Origin of the sequence: Bradyrhizobium sp. CCGE-LA001, from assembly GCF_000296215.2 — a bacterium.
In the GTDB taxonomy this organism is placed as follows: Bacteria; Pseudomonadota; Alphaproteobacteria; order Rhizobiales; family Xanthobacteraceae; genus Bradyrhizobium.
On record NZ_CP013949.1, the window covers coordinates 862,135 to 878,852 of the forward strand.

Here is a 16,718-nt window from a genome sequence, read left to right on the forward strand (position 1 = left end):
TTGGCATGTCGCGGTGCAGGGTGGCCTCCTTGTGAAGAGTAGGCCTCTCGCCCATGGCAATGTTTAAGAAATCGGTAAGCACGCTTCTCCTGGTCCTGATGGCCCTGCTGGCGGTGGGCGCGCTGACCAGCACGGCGATCCAGATGTTCGGGGCGTTCGGCCGCTACAGCGACAGCCTGGAGACCGAGCGGCTGGCGAACGCCGACAAGGCGATCTTCCAGGGCGTGCTGTCCTTGCGCAACAATCGCGGCGATGCCCAGAGCGCGCTGCTCGGCGAGGACGATCCGCGCGCCAAGCTCGGCACCGCCGAGAAGGCAGAGCAGGCCGGCTTTGACGCCATCGTCGCCGCGCTTGCAACCGTCGAATTCGCCCGGCGCGATGAGCTCGCAAGCACGCTGAAGCAGCGCTGGGGCGAGGCCGCGCCGAAGTTCCAGCTGTTCTACGACGAGGCCAAGCTGCCCCGCGCCGAGCGCAAGGTCGAGCGCACCGCCCCCTGGTACGATGCCGTCACCAAGGTGATCGAGACCGCCAATCTCGCATCCACCGCGGTGTCGAACCGCGCCTGGATGAACGATCCCTATATCGCCCGTATGATCCAAGCCCGTCGCCTCGCCTGGCAGGTGCGTGACCGCTACGGCATCCAGTGCTCGACCCTGCGCTCGAACGTCAACAGCTCAAAGCCGCTCGACGACGCCCAAAAGCAGACCGTCGCCGGCTGGAACGGCATCGTCACCGCCGGCTGGACCGGCATGGAGGAGCTGCTGGCCGCGCCCGACGTGACGCCGGACCTCGTTAACACGGCCAAGGAGGCACGCGCCAAGACCGACGGCGCCCTCAAGCAGATCGGCGAAGTCACCAAGAACCTGGACGGCAGCGGCCGGCCGGCGATGCCCGCCTCGGAATGGAACGCGCTGTGCCAATCGCCGTTTGCGTCCATCGTCGCGGTCGCACACAAGGCGCTCGACCTGTCGATCGCGCGCGCGGAGGCGGTTCAAGCGAAGGCCCTCACCAATCTCATCGTGCAATCGTTCGCGTTCGTGCTGGCGCTGGCCGTGACCCTGGCCGGCGTGTTCGTGGTGCGCAACCGCCTCATGCGCCCGGTGCGCGCCATTCTCGATGCCATCGCCCGCATCAGCGCGCGCGACTATGCGACGCCGGTGCCGCAATCCCGCCATCCCGACGAGTTCGGCACCATGGCTGCTGCGCTGGAAAGCCTGCGCGAGAGCGCGGCGACCGCGGAACGCCTGGGCCTGGAACGCGAATCGCAGCAGGCGCTGCAGCTCGCCCGGTCCGGCACGGTCGATGCGGCCTGCCGCAGCTTCGACGATACCGTGCAGGCCGTCATCCACAGCGTCGCGGCGTCGACGCGGGAGCTCGATGCCACCGCGACCAACGTGCGCTCGCTGGTCTCGGAATCCAGCAGCCAGACCGCGGCAGTCTCCTCCGCGGCCGAGCAGGCCACCAACAATCTCGAGACCATCGCAGCCGCAACCGAGGAGCTCTCCGCATCCGTCGGCGAGATCTCCGCGCAGGTGCAGTCGAGCGCGCGCGAGGCCCGCGAGGCCGTCGCGCAGGCCGCGCAGACCAATGCGACCGTCGAGATCCTCGACCAGACCGCAAGCCGCATCGGCGAGGTCGTGAAGATGATCAACGCCATCGCTGCCCAGACCAACCTTCTGGCCCTGAATGCCACGATCGAGGCGGCGCGCGCGGGCGAGGCCGGCCGCGGCTTCGCCGTGGTCGCCGGCGAGGTGAAGAGCCTCGCGGCGCAGACCGCGACCGCGACGGAAGAGATCTCGCGCCAGGTCGCGGAGATCCAGGGCGCCACCGGCCAGGCCGTCGCCGCCATCCGCTCGATCGGCGGCGCCATCAGCGGCATCGACGAGAAGATGACGGCGATTGCCGCCGCCGTCGAGGAGCAGCGCGCGGCCACCACCGAGATCTCGCGCAACTTCCAGCAGGCGGCCCAGGGCACCCGCGAGGTCACCGACACCATCGGCAGCGTTGCCAGCCTCAATCAGGAGACCGGCAACGCCGGCACGGTGCTCTCGGACTCCGTCAGGAAGATGTCGGCCGACGCCGATCGTCTCCGCGTTGCGGTCGAGGGCTTCCTGGGCGCGGTGAAGACCGCGTAGTCTCGCCTCATTCCCATCCTGACGCCCTGCGTTCGGCATTGCCGCGAGTTCGCGCGGCGGGTACATCTGTGGCGCCGCGTCACGTAGGCGGCAACAGACGCAAGATATCAGGGATGGAGAGTTCGATGCCGGTCACGCCACAACACAAGGCCCAGCGCCCCTATCGCGGTGTGTTCCCGGTCGCGCCCACCATCTTCGACGAGCGCGGCGAGCTCGACCTCGAGGGCCAGCGCCGCTGCATCGATTTCATGATCGATGCCGGCTCGAACGGCCTCTGCATCCTCGCCAACTTCTCCGAGCAGTTCGTGCTCACCGACGCCGAGCGCGAGACCGTGATGCATGCGGTGCTGGAACACGTCGCCGGCCGGGTTCCCGTGATCGTCACCACCACGCATTTCAGCTCGTCCGTCTGCGCCGCGCGCAGCAAGCAGGCCGAGGCGGCCGGTGCCGCCATGGTGATGGTGATGCCGCCCTATCACGGCGCGACCTTCCGGGTGCCCGAGAAAGGCATCGTCGAATTCTTCAAGGTACTGTCGGGTGCGATCGACATTCCCATCATGATCCAGGACGCGCCGGTCGCCGGCACGCCGCTCTCGGTCGAGCTGCTCGCGCGGCTCGCGCGCGAATTTTCCAACATCCGCTATTTCAAGATCGAGGTCGCAGGCGCGGCTTCGAAACTGCGCAGCCTGATCGAGGCCGGTGGCAAGGACATCGAAGGCCCCTGGGACGGCGAGGAGGCGATCACGCTCTTGGCCGATCTCGATGCCGGCGCCACCGGCGCGATGACCGGCGGCGGCTATCCCGACGGCATCCGCCAGATCATTGATCCCTATTTTGCCGGCAAGCGCGAGGAAGCCAAGGCCGCCTATGAGCGCTGGCTGCCGCTGATCAATTACGAGAATCGCCAATGCGGCCTGATCGCCTGCAAGGTCATGATGCAGGCCGGTGGCGTGATCAAGTCCGACGCGGTGCGCCACCCGCTGCAGCCGCTGCATCCCGCGACGCGCGCGGGCCTGTTGGAGCTCGCCAAGGAGCGCGATGCGCTGGCGCTGCGGTGGGGAAAGTAGCGCCAAGCGTTCGGCTAAGGCGTCGAATTGGCCGATTCAGCCGGTTTCCCCCGGCCCGGTGATCAAGTATCGTAAGCTCGCCAACCAAGCCGCGGAGCAGTCTCAAGACATCGCCCAACACCTCTTCATTATGCCGTTATCCCAAGCCAGGTTGGCCCGAACCGACAAAGGGAGGCAGTGCCATGACGATGAGGCCGGATCCCACCTTCCACGCATCGCCCAGGCTTGCGATGGAAGCACCTGCGGAAAACTTTGCCTACACTTTGCTGCTCAGCCCGGATTTCTCGAAGCCCGATGCTCTCGCGGTCATCGACGTCAAGCCGGGATCGCCGACCTACAGCCAGATCGTCCACACCGTGACGATGCCCAACAAGGGCGACGAGTTTCATCACTTCGGCTGGAATGCCTGCTCCTCCGCTCTGTCGCCGCTCACCGGCCACGCCTTTGTCGAGCGGCGCTATCTCATCATCCCCGGGCTGCGCTCGTCGCGGATCTATATCATCGACACCAAGCCCGATCCGACCCAAGCCAAGATTCACAAGATCATCGAGCCCGATGAAGTCTTCAAGAAGACGGGCTACTCGCGTCCGCACACGATCCATTGCGGGCCGGACGGCATTTACGTCAGCACGCTGGGCGGCGGCGGCAAGGACGGCACCAGCGGACCTCCAGGCGTTTTCATCATGGATTGCGAGACGTTTGAGGTTCTTGGACGATGGGAGATCGACCGCGGTCCGCAGACGCTGCATTATGACTTCTGGTGGAACCTGCCGCGCGACTACATGGTGACGAGCGAATGGGCGTTGCCGCCGCAGTTCGAGAACGGGATCGTCCCGGAGGATCTGCTCGCGAACAAATATGGCCACCGTCTCCACTTCTGGGATCTTCGCGCCCGCCGCAACGTCCAGACCATCGACCTCGGCGCAAATCATCAAATGGCGCTGGAGGTACGACCGGCGCACGATCCGGTTCGCGAATACGGCTTCGTTGGTGTCGTGGTCGACACCACCAACCTCGAGGCGTCGATCTGGACGTGGTGGCGCGAAGGCGGAAAATTCCATGCCGAGAAGACGGCGACGATCCCGCCCGAGCCCGCGCCAAAGGAGAAGCTCCCGCCGCTGCTGCAGGGCTTTGGCGCGGTGCCGCCGCTGGTGACCGACATCGACCTGTCGATGGATGACCGGTTCCTCTATGTCTCGTGCTGGGGCACGGGTGAAATGCGTCAGTACGACGTCAGCGATCCCAGAAAGCCGAAGCTCGCGGGCTCGGTCCATATCGGCGGCATCGCGCGCCGCACCCCGCATCCAAATGGCAAGGCCTTTGCGGCCGGGCCGCAGATGGTCGAGGTCAGCCGCGACGGCCGGCGCGTGTACTGGACCAACTCGCTCTATTCCACCTGGGACGACCAGTTCTATCCCGACGGCGTTCCGGGCGTTGAGGTCATGGCCAATGCCGGTCGCAACGGCGGTCTCGAACTCGACAAGGATTACTTCGTGAGCTTCCCCGACGGATATCGTGCGCACCAGATCAGGCTGGAGGGCGGCGATTGTTCGACGGACTCCTTTTGCTACCCGTCGGTCTAGATTGGGGGCAGGCGAGCCCGGCGATTGGCTGGCTCTGGCTGGCGCTTGTTGCGAGCGGTCTCTACCACGGGATCAATCCGGGGATGGGATGGCCGCTCGCCGTTTCGGCCGGGCTCATGGACAAGAGTCCACGCGCGCTCTTCCGCGCGTTGTGGGCCCTGTGGGCCGGCCATCTCCTGGCAACGCTTCTCGTGCTGCTGCCATTCGCATTTCTGCTCGTGCTGGCCGAGTGGCAGCGCCCGGTCCAGCTCGTCGCAAGCCTTGTCGTCATCGGCTTCGGCGCCTATCGTTTGTTCGCGCGGAGTCATCCTCGCGCGCTGGCACGGATTCCGCCGACGCAATTGGCGCTCTGGTCGTTTGCCGTCGCCATTGCCCACGGCGCCGCCTTGATGCTCGTGCCGATCTATCTCGGGCTCTGCCAGGCCTACAAGCTGGATGCCGGCCACCAGGCGGCGGGCGCGCTGATGAAGGCGAGTCTCGCCATGACGATGCTGGTCTCCCTGGTGCACGTCGTCGCCATGGTCAGCGCCGGCGGATGTCTGGCGTGGTTGGTCTACCGCTATCTGGGTTTGAAATTTGTCTCGCGAAGCTGGTTCAATCTGGATGCTGTCTGGGCGACCAGCCTCATTCTGGTCGGCGCGCTGGCGCTCGCCTTCAATCTTGCGAGTTGACGGCGAAGTCTACCGCGTCAACGCCCACTCACCGATGATGCGGAAGCGAGCCTTGGCATCGTCCTGCTTGAACAGCGCGAGCCGGTCGATCTCAAGTGCATCAAGCCCCAGCGCTGCAAACCGTCGCCGCAGCATTTCCAATATCGGCCCGCGTCGCGCGGCATCCAGCCGCCCGGTCAGCGTCATGTGGAAGCGGAATTCTTCCATCACATAAGGATAGCCCCAGCGGTCGAGATGGTCGCGCTGCTGTTCGCTCAGCTTATCGGGCTTGCGCCGCGCGCGGTCCTCCGCCGTGAGCGCGGCGCGGAACGAATCGAACGCGCGGACGCAATCGGCGGCGAGCCCTTGCAGCGCATCGAGCGGTTCGGCCGGAATGACGGCGATGAAGCCGCTGATGGAATCGACGATCGGCCGGATCGTCGGGATCGGCCGCGGCGTGCCGGCGAAGGCCGCGCAGGCGGCCGCGAGCTCGGCTTCGGTCCGGCCAGGCGCGAGCGCCATCGGTGCCTTCAACGTGGCGTGGAAGCCGTATTTGCGGGGATCGGCAGTGATGTCGCGCCAATCCGGCGCGACATGCAGTGCGTCGTGCGGAAACGGCAGCTCGTCGCCGGTGTAGGCATCATATCCGAGCAGCTCGGCTCCGAAGCGGGAGAGGGCGCTGTCAGAGCCGGCGGCAAAATAGATCGCGTAGCGGGGAAAACCTGTCATCACCTCAGCATAGCCAATTTAGGCCGCGGCGACAGCCTCGCGCGGCGTTGCCACCGCTGCGAGCAGCCGCGTGGCATCGGTGAGGTGCACGAGCTTGCCGCCCGAGATCACCGCGATGAGCCGCGGTCGCAGTGCCACGCTGTCGTCGACGAGCAGGATGTCGGCGCGGCGTCCCTCGGCAAGCACACCGCGATCGGTCAGACCGGTGGCACGCGCGGGGCCGGCGGAGACCAAGTCCCACGCTTCCGTCAGCGGCAGCACGCCGTCGGCGGCGAGGCGGAATGCGGCGAGCAGCTGTGCAGGATAATAATAGTCCGACGCCAGCACCGAGCAGAGACCCTTGGCGATCATGTCCGACGCCTTGGTCCAGCCGGTGTGGCTGCCGCCGCGCACGACGTTCGGCGCGCCGTAGACGATGGCATCGCCGTGGCTTGCGGCTGCTCGCGCCGTCTCCTCATTGATCGGAAACTCGGCGATCAATGCGCCGAGCTCGCGAAACTCCTGACGCATCGCCGGCGTCGCATCGTCGTGCGAGAGCATCCGCACCCCCGTCGCGCGAGCCGTCGCGGCCAGTCGCGCTACCGAGGCCGGCACGTCGCCAGCCCGCGCGACCACGAGCCCGACGAGCCGGTCGAAATCCTCGCTCGAAAGGCCGGTGCGCTCGACCATGCGGTTGCGCTTGCGGGGCTTGGCCATGTCGGCGACGGTGCCGTCCATGTGGTCGTTGAAGGCGAACAGGTCGACGCGGCCTTCGGCGAGCCACTGGCTGATCTCGGCTTCGGCGTCGAGATTGTAGGTCTCGTGGCGCAGGTGGAAGCGGGTGTCGGCGGCGAATTGCGGGCGCTGTCGCTCGATCGCCTCCATCAGGCCGCGCGCATTGTCGGCGCTGCGCAGGCCCGGTTCCCACGAGCAGGTCGTGGCGTGAAACACGGTGGTGATGCCGTTGCTGATCGCCTGACGGTCACTGTCGGCGAGCGCGACGTCGATCGGAAAGTCGACGCCGGCGCGCGGCATCATCTGGCGCTCGAAGGCATCGCCATGCAGATCGACGATGCCGGGGAGCACGAGCAGGTTGCGCGCATCGATCGCCAGCCGCGAACGGCCGCGTGAGCCATCGATCTCTACAATGTCCGCTCCGGACACGAGGAGTGAGGTTTCGACGAGCTCGGCGCCGATCAGGGCCCGGCCGCCTTCAAGGAATATCTCTGTCACGCGACCGCGCTTCGTTTGCTGGGAGACCCGGGGAAGGAGCTCGCCTGTGCTTCGTATGTCGCCAGGAAATCTTCAATCCCGAGCTTGCGGAAATCAGGCAGCGCTTTGCGCAATTTGTCGTGATCCCAGTCCCACCAAGCCAGCTTCGCGAGCCGTCCGGAAATTTCCTCCGAGAACCGCCGCCGCACGATACGGGCGGGATTGCCGGCGACGATGGTGTAGGCCGGTACGTCCTTGGTGACGATGGCGCCGGCCGCAATCACCGCACCGGTGCCGATGTTGCGGCCCGGCAGCACGATCGCGCCATGGCCGATCCAGACGTCATGGCCGATATGGACGTGATGCTGGCGCCGCCAGGCGAAGAATTCGGCATCGTCGCTTTCGCCTTCGAAATAGGCGCTGGATCGGTAGGTGAAGTGCGCCTGCGTCGCGCGGTGCATCGGATGATTGCCGGGGTTGATGCGCGTCATCGCAGCGATCGAGCAGAACTTTCCGATGGTGGTGTAGGTGATCTGCGCATCGTTGACGACATAGGAGTAATCACCCATCGCCACTTCATGCAGGATGGTGCGCGCGCCGACCTCGGTATAGGCGCCGAGCCTCGTCTCGTGCAGTGTGGCCGAAGGGTCGATGGTCGGCTGAATCGAAAGAGCTTTGGCTGCCATATCGTATCCAGGGCGTGGGCGGAGCGTTCCTCTTCGAGCGGTTTGATGACGATGTCATGACGTAGCGATGACAGGGGATGAGCTGTGGAGGATCGCCGCACCGCAACGCTGATGTCACACAAGTGTCAAGCGCCGGCGTTAGCGGTGGGCCCCAGCTACTCTGGAGCCCTGCATGCTGGTGGTTGAAGGTCTGACGTGCCGCTTCGGCGCAAAAGCCGCGGTGGACGACGCTTCGTTTCAAATCTCTCCCGGCGGTTTCGTCGGTGTGATCGGACGTTCCGGTGCCGGCAAATCGACGCTGCTCCGGGCCGTCAACCGCCTGGTGACCCCGACCCAGGGCAGGATCCTGTTCGACGGTCTCGACGTCACTGCGCTGCGCGGCAAGGAGCTGCGTCAGTGGCGGGCGCGTTCGGCGATGATCTTCCAGCAGTTCAACCTGGTCGGCCGGCTCGATGTCCTGACCAATGTCCTGATGGGGCGCCTCGCCACGATGCCGGCCTGGCGCTCGCTCTCGCAAATCTGGCCGGAACAGGACAAGGCGCTGGCGATGTCTGCGCTGGAACAGTTCGACATCGCGACGCTCGCCGCGCAGCGCGCCGACCAGCTCTCCGGCGGCCAGCAGCAGCGCGTCGCGATCGCCCGGGCCCTGGTGCAGCAGCCCGACATCATCCTCGCCGACGAGCCGATCGCCTCGCTCGATCCACGCAACACCAAGATCGTGATGGATGCGCTGCTGCGCATCAACAAACATTTCGGCATAACGGTGCTCTGCAACCTGCATTCGCTCGATCTCGCGCGCAGCTATTGCGACCGCCTGATCGGCATGGCCGCCGGCCGCGTGGTGTTCGACGGCGCACCGTCCGCGCTGACCGACCGCGTGGCGCGCGAGCTCTACGATCTCGAAGCCGCCGACGTCATGGGCGGCGCGCCCGTCCCGGCGCCCGAGGGCGTTCCGGCACTCGGAACGGCTGCGGCTGCCTGAGCCGCGTTGCGTTGCAAGTGTTTGCGTCAACCGACCCCAACTGATGATGAAGAGGGTATCATGCTCACTCGTAGATTAGTCCTCGCCGGCGCCGCTGCGCTCGCTTTTACGGCCTCCGCCTCGGCCAACGACTGGAAGGCCAAATATCCCGAGCTGACCTTCGCGGTCGTCCCGGCCGAGAACGCCTCCGGCGTGACCGAGCGCTGGGCGCCGTTCGTCAGCTATCTCTCCAAGGAACTGGGCGTGAAGGTCACGCTGCGCATTGCCAACGACTACGCCGCCGTCATCGAAGGCCAGCGCGCCGGCAACATCCAGATCGCGAGCTACGGCTCGGCCTCGTTCGCCCGCGCCCGCCTGACCGGCGTCAAGACCGACGCCTTCGCCAACGACATCAACGCCGACGGTTCGACCGGTTATTACTCGGTGTTCTTCGTCAAGGCAGGCAGCGCCTACAAGAAGATCGACGACCTCAAGGGCAAGAACCTCGGCCTCGTCGACCCCAACTCGACCTCCGGCAACAACGTGCCGCGCTTTGAACTCGACAAATTGGGCATCCACGACGCCGACACCTATTTCAGCAAGGTTGTCTTCACCGGCAGCCACGAGAACGCGATGCTGGCGCTGGCGCAGGGCACGGTCGACGTCGCCGCCAACCAGTGGACCAGCGACAACGATTCCACGCTGGCGCAGATGCTGACCAAGGGCATGCTGAAGAATGCCGACGGCTCGCCGATGAAGAAGGACGATTTCCGCATCGTCCACAAATCGGCGCCGATCATCAACGGACCCTACGCCTATAATTCCGATCTGCCCGATGACGCCAAGGCCGCCATCGCCAAGGCGTTCTTCGATGCGCCGACCAAGGACAAGGCCGCATTCGATCGTCTCTCCGACGGCCAGAAGAAGGGCTTCCATGCCGCCACGACCAAGGATTGGGATGGCACGATCGAGCTGATCAAGTTCGTCGATGCGCTACGCAAGAAGAAGGCGTCCTGATCTCAGGGCGATGCAACTGGAGCCGGGTCGATGGGCCCGGCTCTTTCTCTTTTTTGCGAGCCAATTCCTGACAAGATGACCGTCGCGGTTTCGATCCTTCCCGAGCAGCAGCTCGCCGTGCTCAACGCGGCCTATCGCCAGGCGGTCGCGCGCAGGCGATGGCGCCTCTTTCTGGGAACGGTGGTGTTCGCCGCGGCGCTCTTTCTCGCCGCGGTCGGCGCCGAAGTGAATCTGCGGACGCTGTTCACCTATTTCGGCAACTTCGTCAGCTATTTCGACCGCATCCTCACGCTCGACAGCGGCCAGCGGGTCTGGACCGATGTCGGCGAGTGGCTGTGGGGCTGGCGCAAATGGCTGAAGATGCTGGCCGAGACGCTGCTAATCTCCTATGTCGGCACGCTGATCGGCGCGACCTTCGCCTTCATCCTGAATTTCTTCGCGGCCGAGAACACCTCGCCGGCGCCCTGGCTGCGCTTCGTGGTGCGGCGTCTGCTCGAATTCGCCCGCACCGTTCCCGGCATCGTCTTCGCACTGGTCTTCGTCATCGCCTTCGGGCTCGGTCCGATGGCGGGCGTGCTCGCGATCGCCATCCACTCCACCGGTGCGCTCGGCAAGCTGTTCTCGGAGATCGTCGAGAATGCCGACATGAAGCCGGTCGAGGGCATCCGATCCACCGGCGCGAGCTGGCTCGCCTGCATGCGCTTTGCCGTGGTGCCGCAGGTGACCGCGGGCTATGCCAGCTATGCGCTGCTGCGCTTCGAGATCAACGTCCGCGAGGCCTCGGTGATGGGTTTCGTCGGTGCCGGCGGCATCGGCCAGGAGCTCGTCGTCGCGATCCGCAAGTTCTATTACTCCGACGTCAGCGCGATCCTGCTCACCATCATCGTCACCGTCTTCGTCATCGACATCACCACCGGCTGGCTGCGCGGCCGCCTGTTCGGCAAGGAGGCGCGGGCGTGACGAAGCAGGAGGTCGACACGCGAGAGATGCGTGCGCGCTACCCTGATGTGTTCGACCGGCCCGCCTCGGCGCGGCTGGCGACGCCTGCAATGATCGTGGCGGCGTTCGCGATTCTCATCTACGGCCTGGTCGATCTCGACTTCTCGCCGTCACGCTTCGTCGCCGGCCTTAGTCAGCTCGGCTGGATCGGCCGGATGATGATCCCGCCCGATCCGGGCTCCTCGCTGCCGGTCTACCTGAAGGCGCTGGGCGAGACGCTGTCGATCGCGCTGCTCGGCACCACGCTCGCCGCCATCTTCGCGCTCCCCGTCAGTCTGCTCGCCGCGCGTAACGTGGTGGCGTCGAAAATTCTGCGTTTCCCCGTCCGCCGTGTCCTCGATTCGATCCGCGGCGTCGACACGTTGATCTGGGCGCTGGTCTGGATCAACGTGGTCGGGCTCGGCCCGTTCGCCGGCGTGCTCGCCATCGCGGTCGCGGATTTCGGCGCGTTCGGCAAGCTGTTCTCGGAGGCGATCGAAGGCGCCGACCAGAAGCAGGTCGAAGGCATCCGGGCCTCCGGCGGCAGCGCACTGCACGAGATCCGCTTCGGCCTGTTGCCGCAGGTCCTGCCGGTGATCGCAGGCCAGGTGCTCTATTTCATCGAATCCAACACCCGCTCGGCCACCATCATCGGCATCGTCGGCGCGGGCGGCATCGGCCTCCAGCTCGCCGAGCAGATCCGCGTGCTCGAATGGCAGAAGGTGTCGTTCCTGATCCTGATGATTCTGGTCGCGGTCGCCGCGATCGATTTCATCTCGAGCAAGCTGCGCTTCGCGATCATCGGCAGGCGAGCTATCGCCTGAACGATGGTGCTCGCCGCGGACCTCCACTTCCCTTCTCCCCTTGTGGGAGAAGGTGGCGCGAAGCGCCGGATGAGGGGTATGCCTCCCCAAACTCAGACTAACATTCGCGGAGACGTACCCCTCACCCGTCTCGCCGCTGCGCAGCGAGCCACCCTCTCCCGCAAGGGGGGAGGGGAAGAAGCAACTCACCCGTTCTCCACCAGAAACTCCACCCGCTCTGCTGCGAAGCGCGAGTGCTTGGTCACCAGCGGCTTGCCGTCGAGATCGTGGTCGGTCGCATCGACCACCAGGATCGGACGGCCCAGCGCGAGATCCAGCCGTGCGGCGTCGGTCGCGTCGACGATGCCGGCCGTGATCCGCGTCGCGCCGCGGCGATAGTCGCGCACATCATAATGCTCCAGCAGCTTGGTCATGGAGCGCGTCGCCGCAAACACGGTGCCGGCGTCCGGAAACCGCTCCGCTGACAACCATGTGGTGGAGACGCAGATCGGCGTACGATCGGCGAGGCGGATCGCCTCGATCCGCACCAACGGGGCGCCGGTCTTCAATCCCAGTTCCCTCGCCAACTCGCGCGTGGCGACATCGCCGGTCGTCTCGATCAGCCGGCCATGCGGCTCGCGTCCTTCGGCGCCGACGATCTCGGAAAAGCGCGTCCGCGAGCGTAGCGGATAGGCGAGCTTCTGCGCCTCGACATAGGTCCCGCTGCCGCGCTCGGCCCGCACCAGGCCGCGCTCGGCAAGCGCCGCCAGCGCGCGCCGCACTGTGTGGCGGTTCACGCGATAGGTTTCCGCGATCTCCACTTCGCCCGGCAGCTTGTCGCCGGCGGCAAAGCGGCCGTCGGCGATGCCGCGCTCGATGCCGTCGGCAACGAGGCGCCACAACGCAACGCCCGACGATGCAGTGTCTTGCATGCTCATATCGCTGGTCAGCCTAGCCCGAAAATCACGGCTTTGTCACGAAACAGTCATGGCGCTCCCGTATGAAGTTGTCTAGTATCATAGACAACTTCATGGCGGCAAGATCGGTGAGGCGGTGACCCAGCACAACAACCAGCAAGCCCAGCGCAAGGCCGCGATGGCCGTGCTGGCGCACGCGGAGGCGGGCGAGATCGCCGCCCGCCTCCGCAACTTGGCCCTGCCGGAGCATCAGGATCTGCGCGCACCGGAAAACGGTCTCGTCATGCTGCGCGGCCGAATCGGCGGCGACGGTGCGCCGTTCAACCTCGGCGAAGCCACCGTGTCGCGCGCCGCGGTGCGGCTCGCCAGCGGCGAGGTCGGCTTCGGCTACACGCTAGGCCGCGACGGTGAAAAGGCGCGGTTGATCGCGCTGTGCGATGCGCTGGTGCAATCCGGTGATTTCGGCTCGGCTGTCGAGCGCGACGTTATCGCCCCGTTGCGCGAGCAGCTTATGATTCGCCGCGAACAGGCCGCGGCCGAGACCGCCGCGACGAAGGTTGATTTCTACACCATGGTGCGCGGTGAGGGCTGAGATCATGACCACGATTGCGGAACTGCCGCCAGGTTTCGCCGACAAGGTGCTGTCGGCGCAGTCGACCTTTCGTTCGGTGATGGACGCGATGGCGCGGCCGGGTTCGGTCCAGCGCATCGTGCCGATGGCGGGAGCGCCCGCGGCGATTATGCGCGGCACCGCCGCGATCGCGCTGACGCTGTTCGATCACGACACGCCGCTCTGGCTCGATGTGGGCATGGCGGAAAGCTCCGACGTTGTGAAATGGCTCAAGTTCCACACCGGTGCGCCGGTGGTGCATGACACCTCGATCGCGAGCTTCGCCTTGATGAGTGACGGCGCGGCGCTGCCCCCGCTCGAGCGTTTCGCGCTCGGCACCAGCGAATATCCCGATCGCTCGACCACCTTGATCCTCCAGGTCGATCGTCTGGATGCGGGCCGCAGCTTCGAGTTGCGCGGCCCTGGCATCGATGGCGTTGCGACGCTGCAGGCGTCGGTCAAACCGTTCGACCTGTTCGAGCGCCTGAGCATGAACGAGGCGCTGTTTCCACGCGGCATCGACGTGGTGCTGGTCGCCGATGATGCCGTGGTCGCGATCCCCCGCACCACGCGCGTCGTGAGCAAGGGAAGCTGAAAGCATGTATGTCGCAGTCAAAGGCGGCGAACGCGCCATCGAGAACGCCCATCGCCTGCTTGCAAACGCCCGGCGGGGAGACCCCAGTGTCCCCGAAGTTACGCTCGAGCAAATCTCGGAGCAGCTCGGCCTTGCCGTCGATCGCGTCATGAGCGAAGGCTCGCTCTATGACCGCGAGCTTGCTTCGCTCGCCATCAAGCAGGCGCGCGGCGATCTGATCGAGGCGATCTTCCTGGTCCGCGCGTTCCGCGCAACGCTGCCGCGCTTCGGCGCCAGCGAGCCGGTCGACACCGGCGCCATGCGGGTGCAGCGGCGGGTGTCCTCGACATTCAAGGATATCCCCGGCGGCCAGATCCTCGGGCCGACCTTCGACTATACCCATCGCCTGCTCGATCCCTCGCTCGCCGAAGGCTTCGTGCCGGAGGCGCCGGCGACGGCCGAAGCCTCCACCGCGGCGACGCCGCGCGTGACGGATATACTCGGCCGCGATGGATTGATCGAATCCTCGCCGCGAGCCGAGGAGGGCGCCAGCGTCGGCGATCTCACCCGTGAGCCGCTGAACTTTCCGGCGGACCGCGACCTGCGCCTGCAAAATCTGGCCCGCGGCGACGAGGGCTTCCTGCTGGCGATGGGCTATTCCACCCAGCGCGGCTATGGCCGCAACCATCCCTTCGCCGGTGAGATCCGGTTCGGCGAGGTCGAGGTCGAATTCTTCGCCGAAGACGTCGGCTTCGCCGTGCCGCTCGGCTCGATCGAGCTGACCGAGTGCCAGATGGTCAACCAGTTCAAGGGCTCGGTGACGGAAGCGCCGTGCTTCACCCGCGGCTATGGCCTCGCCTTCGGCCAGAGCGAGCGCAAGACCATGTCGATGGCGCTGGTCGACCGCGCGCTGCGTGCCCGCGAGCTCGGCGAAGAGGCGCTCGCTCCCGCGCAGGACGAAGAATTCGTGATGTCGCATTCGGACAACGTGCAGGCGACCGGCTTCGTCGAGCATCTCAAGCTGCCGCATTATGTCGACTTCCAGTCTGAGCTCGGCCTGCTTCGCAAGTTGCGGAAGGAATTTGCCGAAGCCAATGCGCCCGATGCCATGAAGGAGGCCGCGGAATGAACGCGCCTGCCTATAATTTCGCCTATCTCGACGAGCAGACCAAGCGGATGATCCGCCGCGCGATCCTGAAAGCGATCGCGATCCCCGGCTATCAGGTGCCGTTCGCTAGCCGCGAGATGCCGATGCCCTATGGCTGGGGCACCGGTGGCGTGCAGGTCACGGCCGCGATCCTCGGTCCTGACGATGTGCTGAAAGTGATCGACCAGGGCTCCGACGACACGACCAACGCGATCTCGATCCGCAAGTTCTTTGCCAAGACTGCGGGCGTTGCCACGACCACGGCGACGAATGATGCGACCGTGATCCAGACCCGCCACCGCATTCCCGAGGCGGAGCTGAACGCGAATCAGGTGTTGGTCTATCAGGTGCCGATCCCCGAGCCCTTGCGCTTTCTCGAGCCGCGCGAGACCGAGACGCGGCGCATGCATGCGCTGGCCGAATACGGGCTGATGCATGTGAAGCTCTATGAGGATATCGCGCGGTTCGGTCATATCGCGACCGCCTATGCCTATCCGGTCAAGGTGAACGCACGTTACGTGATGGACCCGTCGCCGACGCCGAAATTCGACAATCCCAAGATGGACAATTGCGCGGCGCTGCAGCTGTTCGGCGCCGGCCGCGAGAAGCGCATCTATGCGATCCCGCCCTACACGCAGGTGGTGTCGCTCGATTTCGAGGACCACCCCTTCGAGCCCTACCGCTTCAACGCGCCTTGCGCGCTGTGCGCGGCGGAGAACTCCTATCTCGACGAGATCGTCACCGACGACAAGGGCGGCCGCATGTTCGTGTGCTCCGACACTGATTATTGCGAGGGCCGCCAGGCCGCCGGCCATCACGGCAGCCTCAGCGCCGCGCCGTACAAGGAGAAGGCGGGCTCCCATGGTTGATACGCTTGAGAATGATCAGCCGCTTCTGATCGCGGACAAGCTCAGCAAGTCGTTCGGACGCATCGCAGCCTGTCGCGACGTGTCGTTCTCGCTCTATCCCGGCGAGGTGCTGGCGATCGTCGGCGAGTCCGGCTCGGGTAAGTCGACGCTGCTGCAAATGCTGTCGGGCCAGCTCGCCCCGAGCGCAGGTCACGTCTCCTACCGGATGCGCGATGGCATCACCCGCGATCTCACGACGCTGGGCGAGGCCGAGCGGCGCTTCCTGTTCCGCACCGATTGGGGCTATGTGCACCAGGATCCCGCACAGGGCCTGCGCATGGCGGTGTCGGCCGGCGCCAATGTCGGCGAGCGGCTGATGGCGGTCGGCTGGAATCACTACGGCCGCATCCGCGATACCGCGTCCGACTGGCTCACCCGCGTCGAGATCGACACAGCCCGCATCGACGACGCGCCGCGGACCTATTCCGGCGGCATGCGCCAGCGGCTCCAGATCGCGCGCAACCTCGTCACGGAGCCACGGTTGGTGTTCATGGACGAGCCGACGGGCGGGCTCGATGTCTCGGTTCAGGCCCGCCTGCTCGACCTCCTGCGCGGCCTGGTCGCGGAGCTGCACCTCGCCGTCATCATCGTCACGCACGACCTCGCGGTCGCGCGTCTGTTGTCGCACCGTGTGATGGTGATGAAGGGCGGCCGCGTCATCGAGACCGGCCTCACCGATCAGGTGCTCGACGATCCTCGCGAGCCCTATACCCAGCTCCTCGTCTCCTCGATCCTGCCGCCATGAACTTTCCCAGATGAGTG

Annotated in this window: 17 protein-coding genes; 13 read left to right on the forward strand and 4 right to left on the reverse strand. The window is 65.7% G+C overall.

What is annotated here, in order from left to right:
* The first annotated feature begins 53 nt into the window (after window positions 1–53).
* From BCCGELA001_RS04100 to BCCGELA001_RS04115, 4 genes are all read left to right on the forward strand, one after another.
* Window positions 54–2,135, forward strand: a complete 2,082-nt coding sequence (locus tag BCCGELA001_RS04100) for a methyl-accepting chemotaxis protein (RefSeq protein WP_060734685.1) — start codon at window positions 54–56, stop codon at window positions 2,133–2,135.
* 125 nt (window positions 2,136–2,260) lie between these two features.
* Window positions 2,261–3,202, forward strand: coding sequence for a dihydrodipicolinate synthase family protein (locus BCCGELA001_RS04105; protein ID WP_060737475.1), 942 nt, complete (start codon window positions 2,261–2,263; stop codon window positions 3,200–3,202).
* A 182-nt stretch (window positions 3,203–3,384) separates the two neighbouring features.
* A complete protein-coding gene (locus BCCGELA001_RS04110) occupies window positions 3,385–4,785 on the forward strand; it encodes a selenium-binding protein SBP56-related protein (RefSeq protein WP_060734686.1) in 1,401 nt (466 codons plus the stop codon).
* An 83-nt stretch (window positions 4,786–4,868) separates the two neighbouring features.
* Window positions 4,869–5,456, forward strand: a complete 588-nt coding sequence (locus BCCGELA001_RS04115) for a hypothetical protein (protein WP_144441679.1) — start codon at window positions 4,869–4,871, stop codon at window positions 5,454–5,456.
* Window positions 5,457–5,465: 9 nt separating this feature from the next.
* Here BCCGELA001_RS04115 and BCCGELA001_RS04120 read toward each other — a convergent pair whose 3' ends face one another.
* The 3 genes from BCCGELA001_RS04120 to BCCGELA001_RS04130 are packed head-to-tail and all read right to left on the reverse strand — an operon-like array spanning window position 5,466 to window position 8,041.
* Window positions 5,466–6,164, reverse strand: a complete 699-nt coding sequence (locus BCCGELA001_RS04120; RefSeq protein ID WP_008542878.1) for a DUF1045 domain-containing protein — start codon at window positions 6,162–6,164, stop codon at window positions 5,466–5,468.
* An 18-nt stretch (window positions 6,165–6,182) separates the two neighbouring features.
* Window positions 6,183–7,376 (reverse strand): alpha-D-ribose 1-methylphosphonate 5-triphosphate diphosphatase, encoded by a 1,194-nt coding sequence (locus BCCGELA001_RS04125; RefSeq protein WP_060734688.1) that lies wholly within the window; start codon window positions 7,374–7,376, stop codon window positions 6,183–6,185.
* Complete coding sequence (locus BCCGELA001_RS04130; protein WP_008542884.1) at window positions 7,373–8,041, reverse strand: transferase hexapeptide repeat family protein; 669 nt, start codon at window positions 8,039–8,041, stop codon at window positions 7,373–7,375. The genes BCCGELA001_RS04125 and BCCGELA001_RS04130 overlap by 4 nt, the downstream gene beginning before the upstream one ends.
* A gap of 172 nt (window positions 8,042–8,213) precedes the next feature.
* On the opposite strand from BCCGELA001_RS04130, the gene phnC reads away from it, so the two are divergent.
* The 4 genes from phnC to phnE (BCCGELA001_RS04150) all read left to right on the forward strand — a co-directional run bounded on the left by phnC (window position 8,214) and on the right by phnE (BCCGELA001_RS04150) (window position 11,821).
* The gene (gene phnC / locus BCCGELA001_RS04135) at window positions 8,214–9,023 is read left to right on the forward strand and encodes a phosphonate ABC transporter ATP-binding protein (RefSeq protein WP_008542887.1); all 810 of its coding nucleotides are present in this window, start codon (window positions 8,214–8,216) and stop codon (window positions 9,021–9,023) included.
* A gap of 60 nt (window positions 9,024–9,083) precedes the next feature.
* On the forward strand, window positions 9,084–10,019 hold the full coding sequence (gene phnD, locus BCCGELA001_RS04140; protein ID WP_060734689.1) for a phosphonate ABC transporter substrate-binding protein: 936 nt from the start codon (window positions 9,084–9,086) through the stop codon (window positions 10,017–10,019).
* Between the two features lie 75 nt (window positions 10,020–10,094).
* Window positions 10,095–10,979 (forward strand): phosphonate ABC transporter, permease protein PhnE, encoded by an 885-nt coding sequence (phnE, locus tag BCCGELA001_RS04145; protein ID WP_060734690.1) that lies wholly within the window; start codon window positions 10,095–10,097, stop codon window positions 10,977–10,979.
* A 26-nt stretch (window positions 10,980–11,005) separates the two neighbouring features.
* Window positions 11,006–11,821, forward strand: a complete 816-nt coding sequence (gene phnE, locus BCCGELA001_RS04150; RefSeq protein WP_060737476.1) for a phosphonate ABC transporter, permease protein PhnE — start codon at window positions 11,006–11,008, stop codon at window positions 11,819–11,821.
* Between the two features lie 185 nt (window positions 11,822–12,006).
* On the opposite strand, the gene phnF is transcribed toward phnE (BCCGELA001_RS04150), so the two are convergent.
* Window positions 12,007–12,738 carry a phosphonate metabolism transcriptional regulator PhnF gene (gene phnF / locus BCCGELA001_RS04155; RefSeq protein ID WP_060734691.1) on the reverse strand — a complete coding sequence of 244 codons (732 nt, stop codon included), beginning with the start codon at window positions 12,736–12,738 and terminating at the stop codon, window positions 12,007–12,009.
* Between the two features lie 157 nt (window positions 12,739–12,895).
* Here phnF and phnG point away from each other — a divergent pair, with 157 nt between their 5' ends.
* The 5 genes from phnG to phnK are packed head-to-tail and all read left to right on the forward strand — an operon-like array spanning window position 12,896 to window position 16,701.
* Window positions 12,896–13,309 carry a phosphonate C-P lyase system protein PhnG gene (gene phnG / locus BCCGELA001_RS04160; protein ID WP_060737477.1) on the forward strand — a complete coding sequence of 138 codons (414 nt, stop codon included), beginning with the start codon at window positions 12,896–12,898 and terminating at the stop codon, window positions 13,307–13,309.
* Between the two features lie 4 nt (window positions 13,310–13,313).
* Entirely contained in the window at window positions 13,314–13,922 is a 609-nt protein-coding gene (phnH, locus tag BCCGELA001_RS04165; protein WP_008542913.1) for a phosphonate C-P lyase system protein PhnH, read from the forward strand.
* Between the two features lie 4 nt (window positions 13,923–13,926).
* Window positions 13,927–15,030, forward strand: a complete 1,104-nt coding sequence (locus BCCGELA001_RS04170; RefSeq protein WP_060734692.1) for a carbon-phosphorus lyase complex subunit PhnI — start codon at window positions 13,927–13,929, stop codon at window positions 15,028–15,030.
* Entirely contained in the window at window positions 15,027–15,917 is an 891-nt protein-coding gene (locus BCCGELA001_RS04175; RefSeq protein WP_060734693.1) for an alpha-D-ribose 1-methylphosphonate 5-phosphate C-P-lyase PhnJ, read from the forward strand. Before BCCGELA001_RS04170 ends, BCCGELA001_RS04175 begins: the two co-directional genes overlap by 4 nt.
* The gene (phnK, locus tag BCCGELA001_RS04180; protein ID WP_060734694.1) at window positions 15,910–16,701 is read left to right on the forward strand and encodes a phosphonate C-P lyase system protein PhnK; all 792 of its coding nucleotides are present in this window, start codon (window positions 15,910–15,912) and stop codon (window positions 16,699–16,701) included. The genes BCCGELA001_RS04175 and phnK overlap by 8 nt, the downstream gene beginning before the upstream one ends.
* Window positions 16,702–16,718 lie beyond the last annotated feature (17 nt).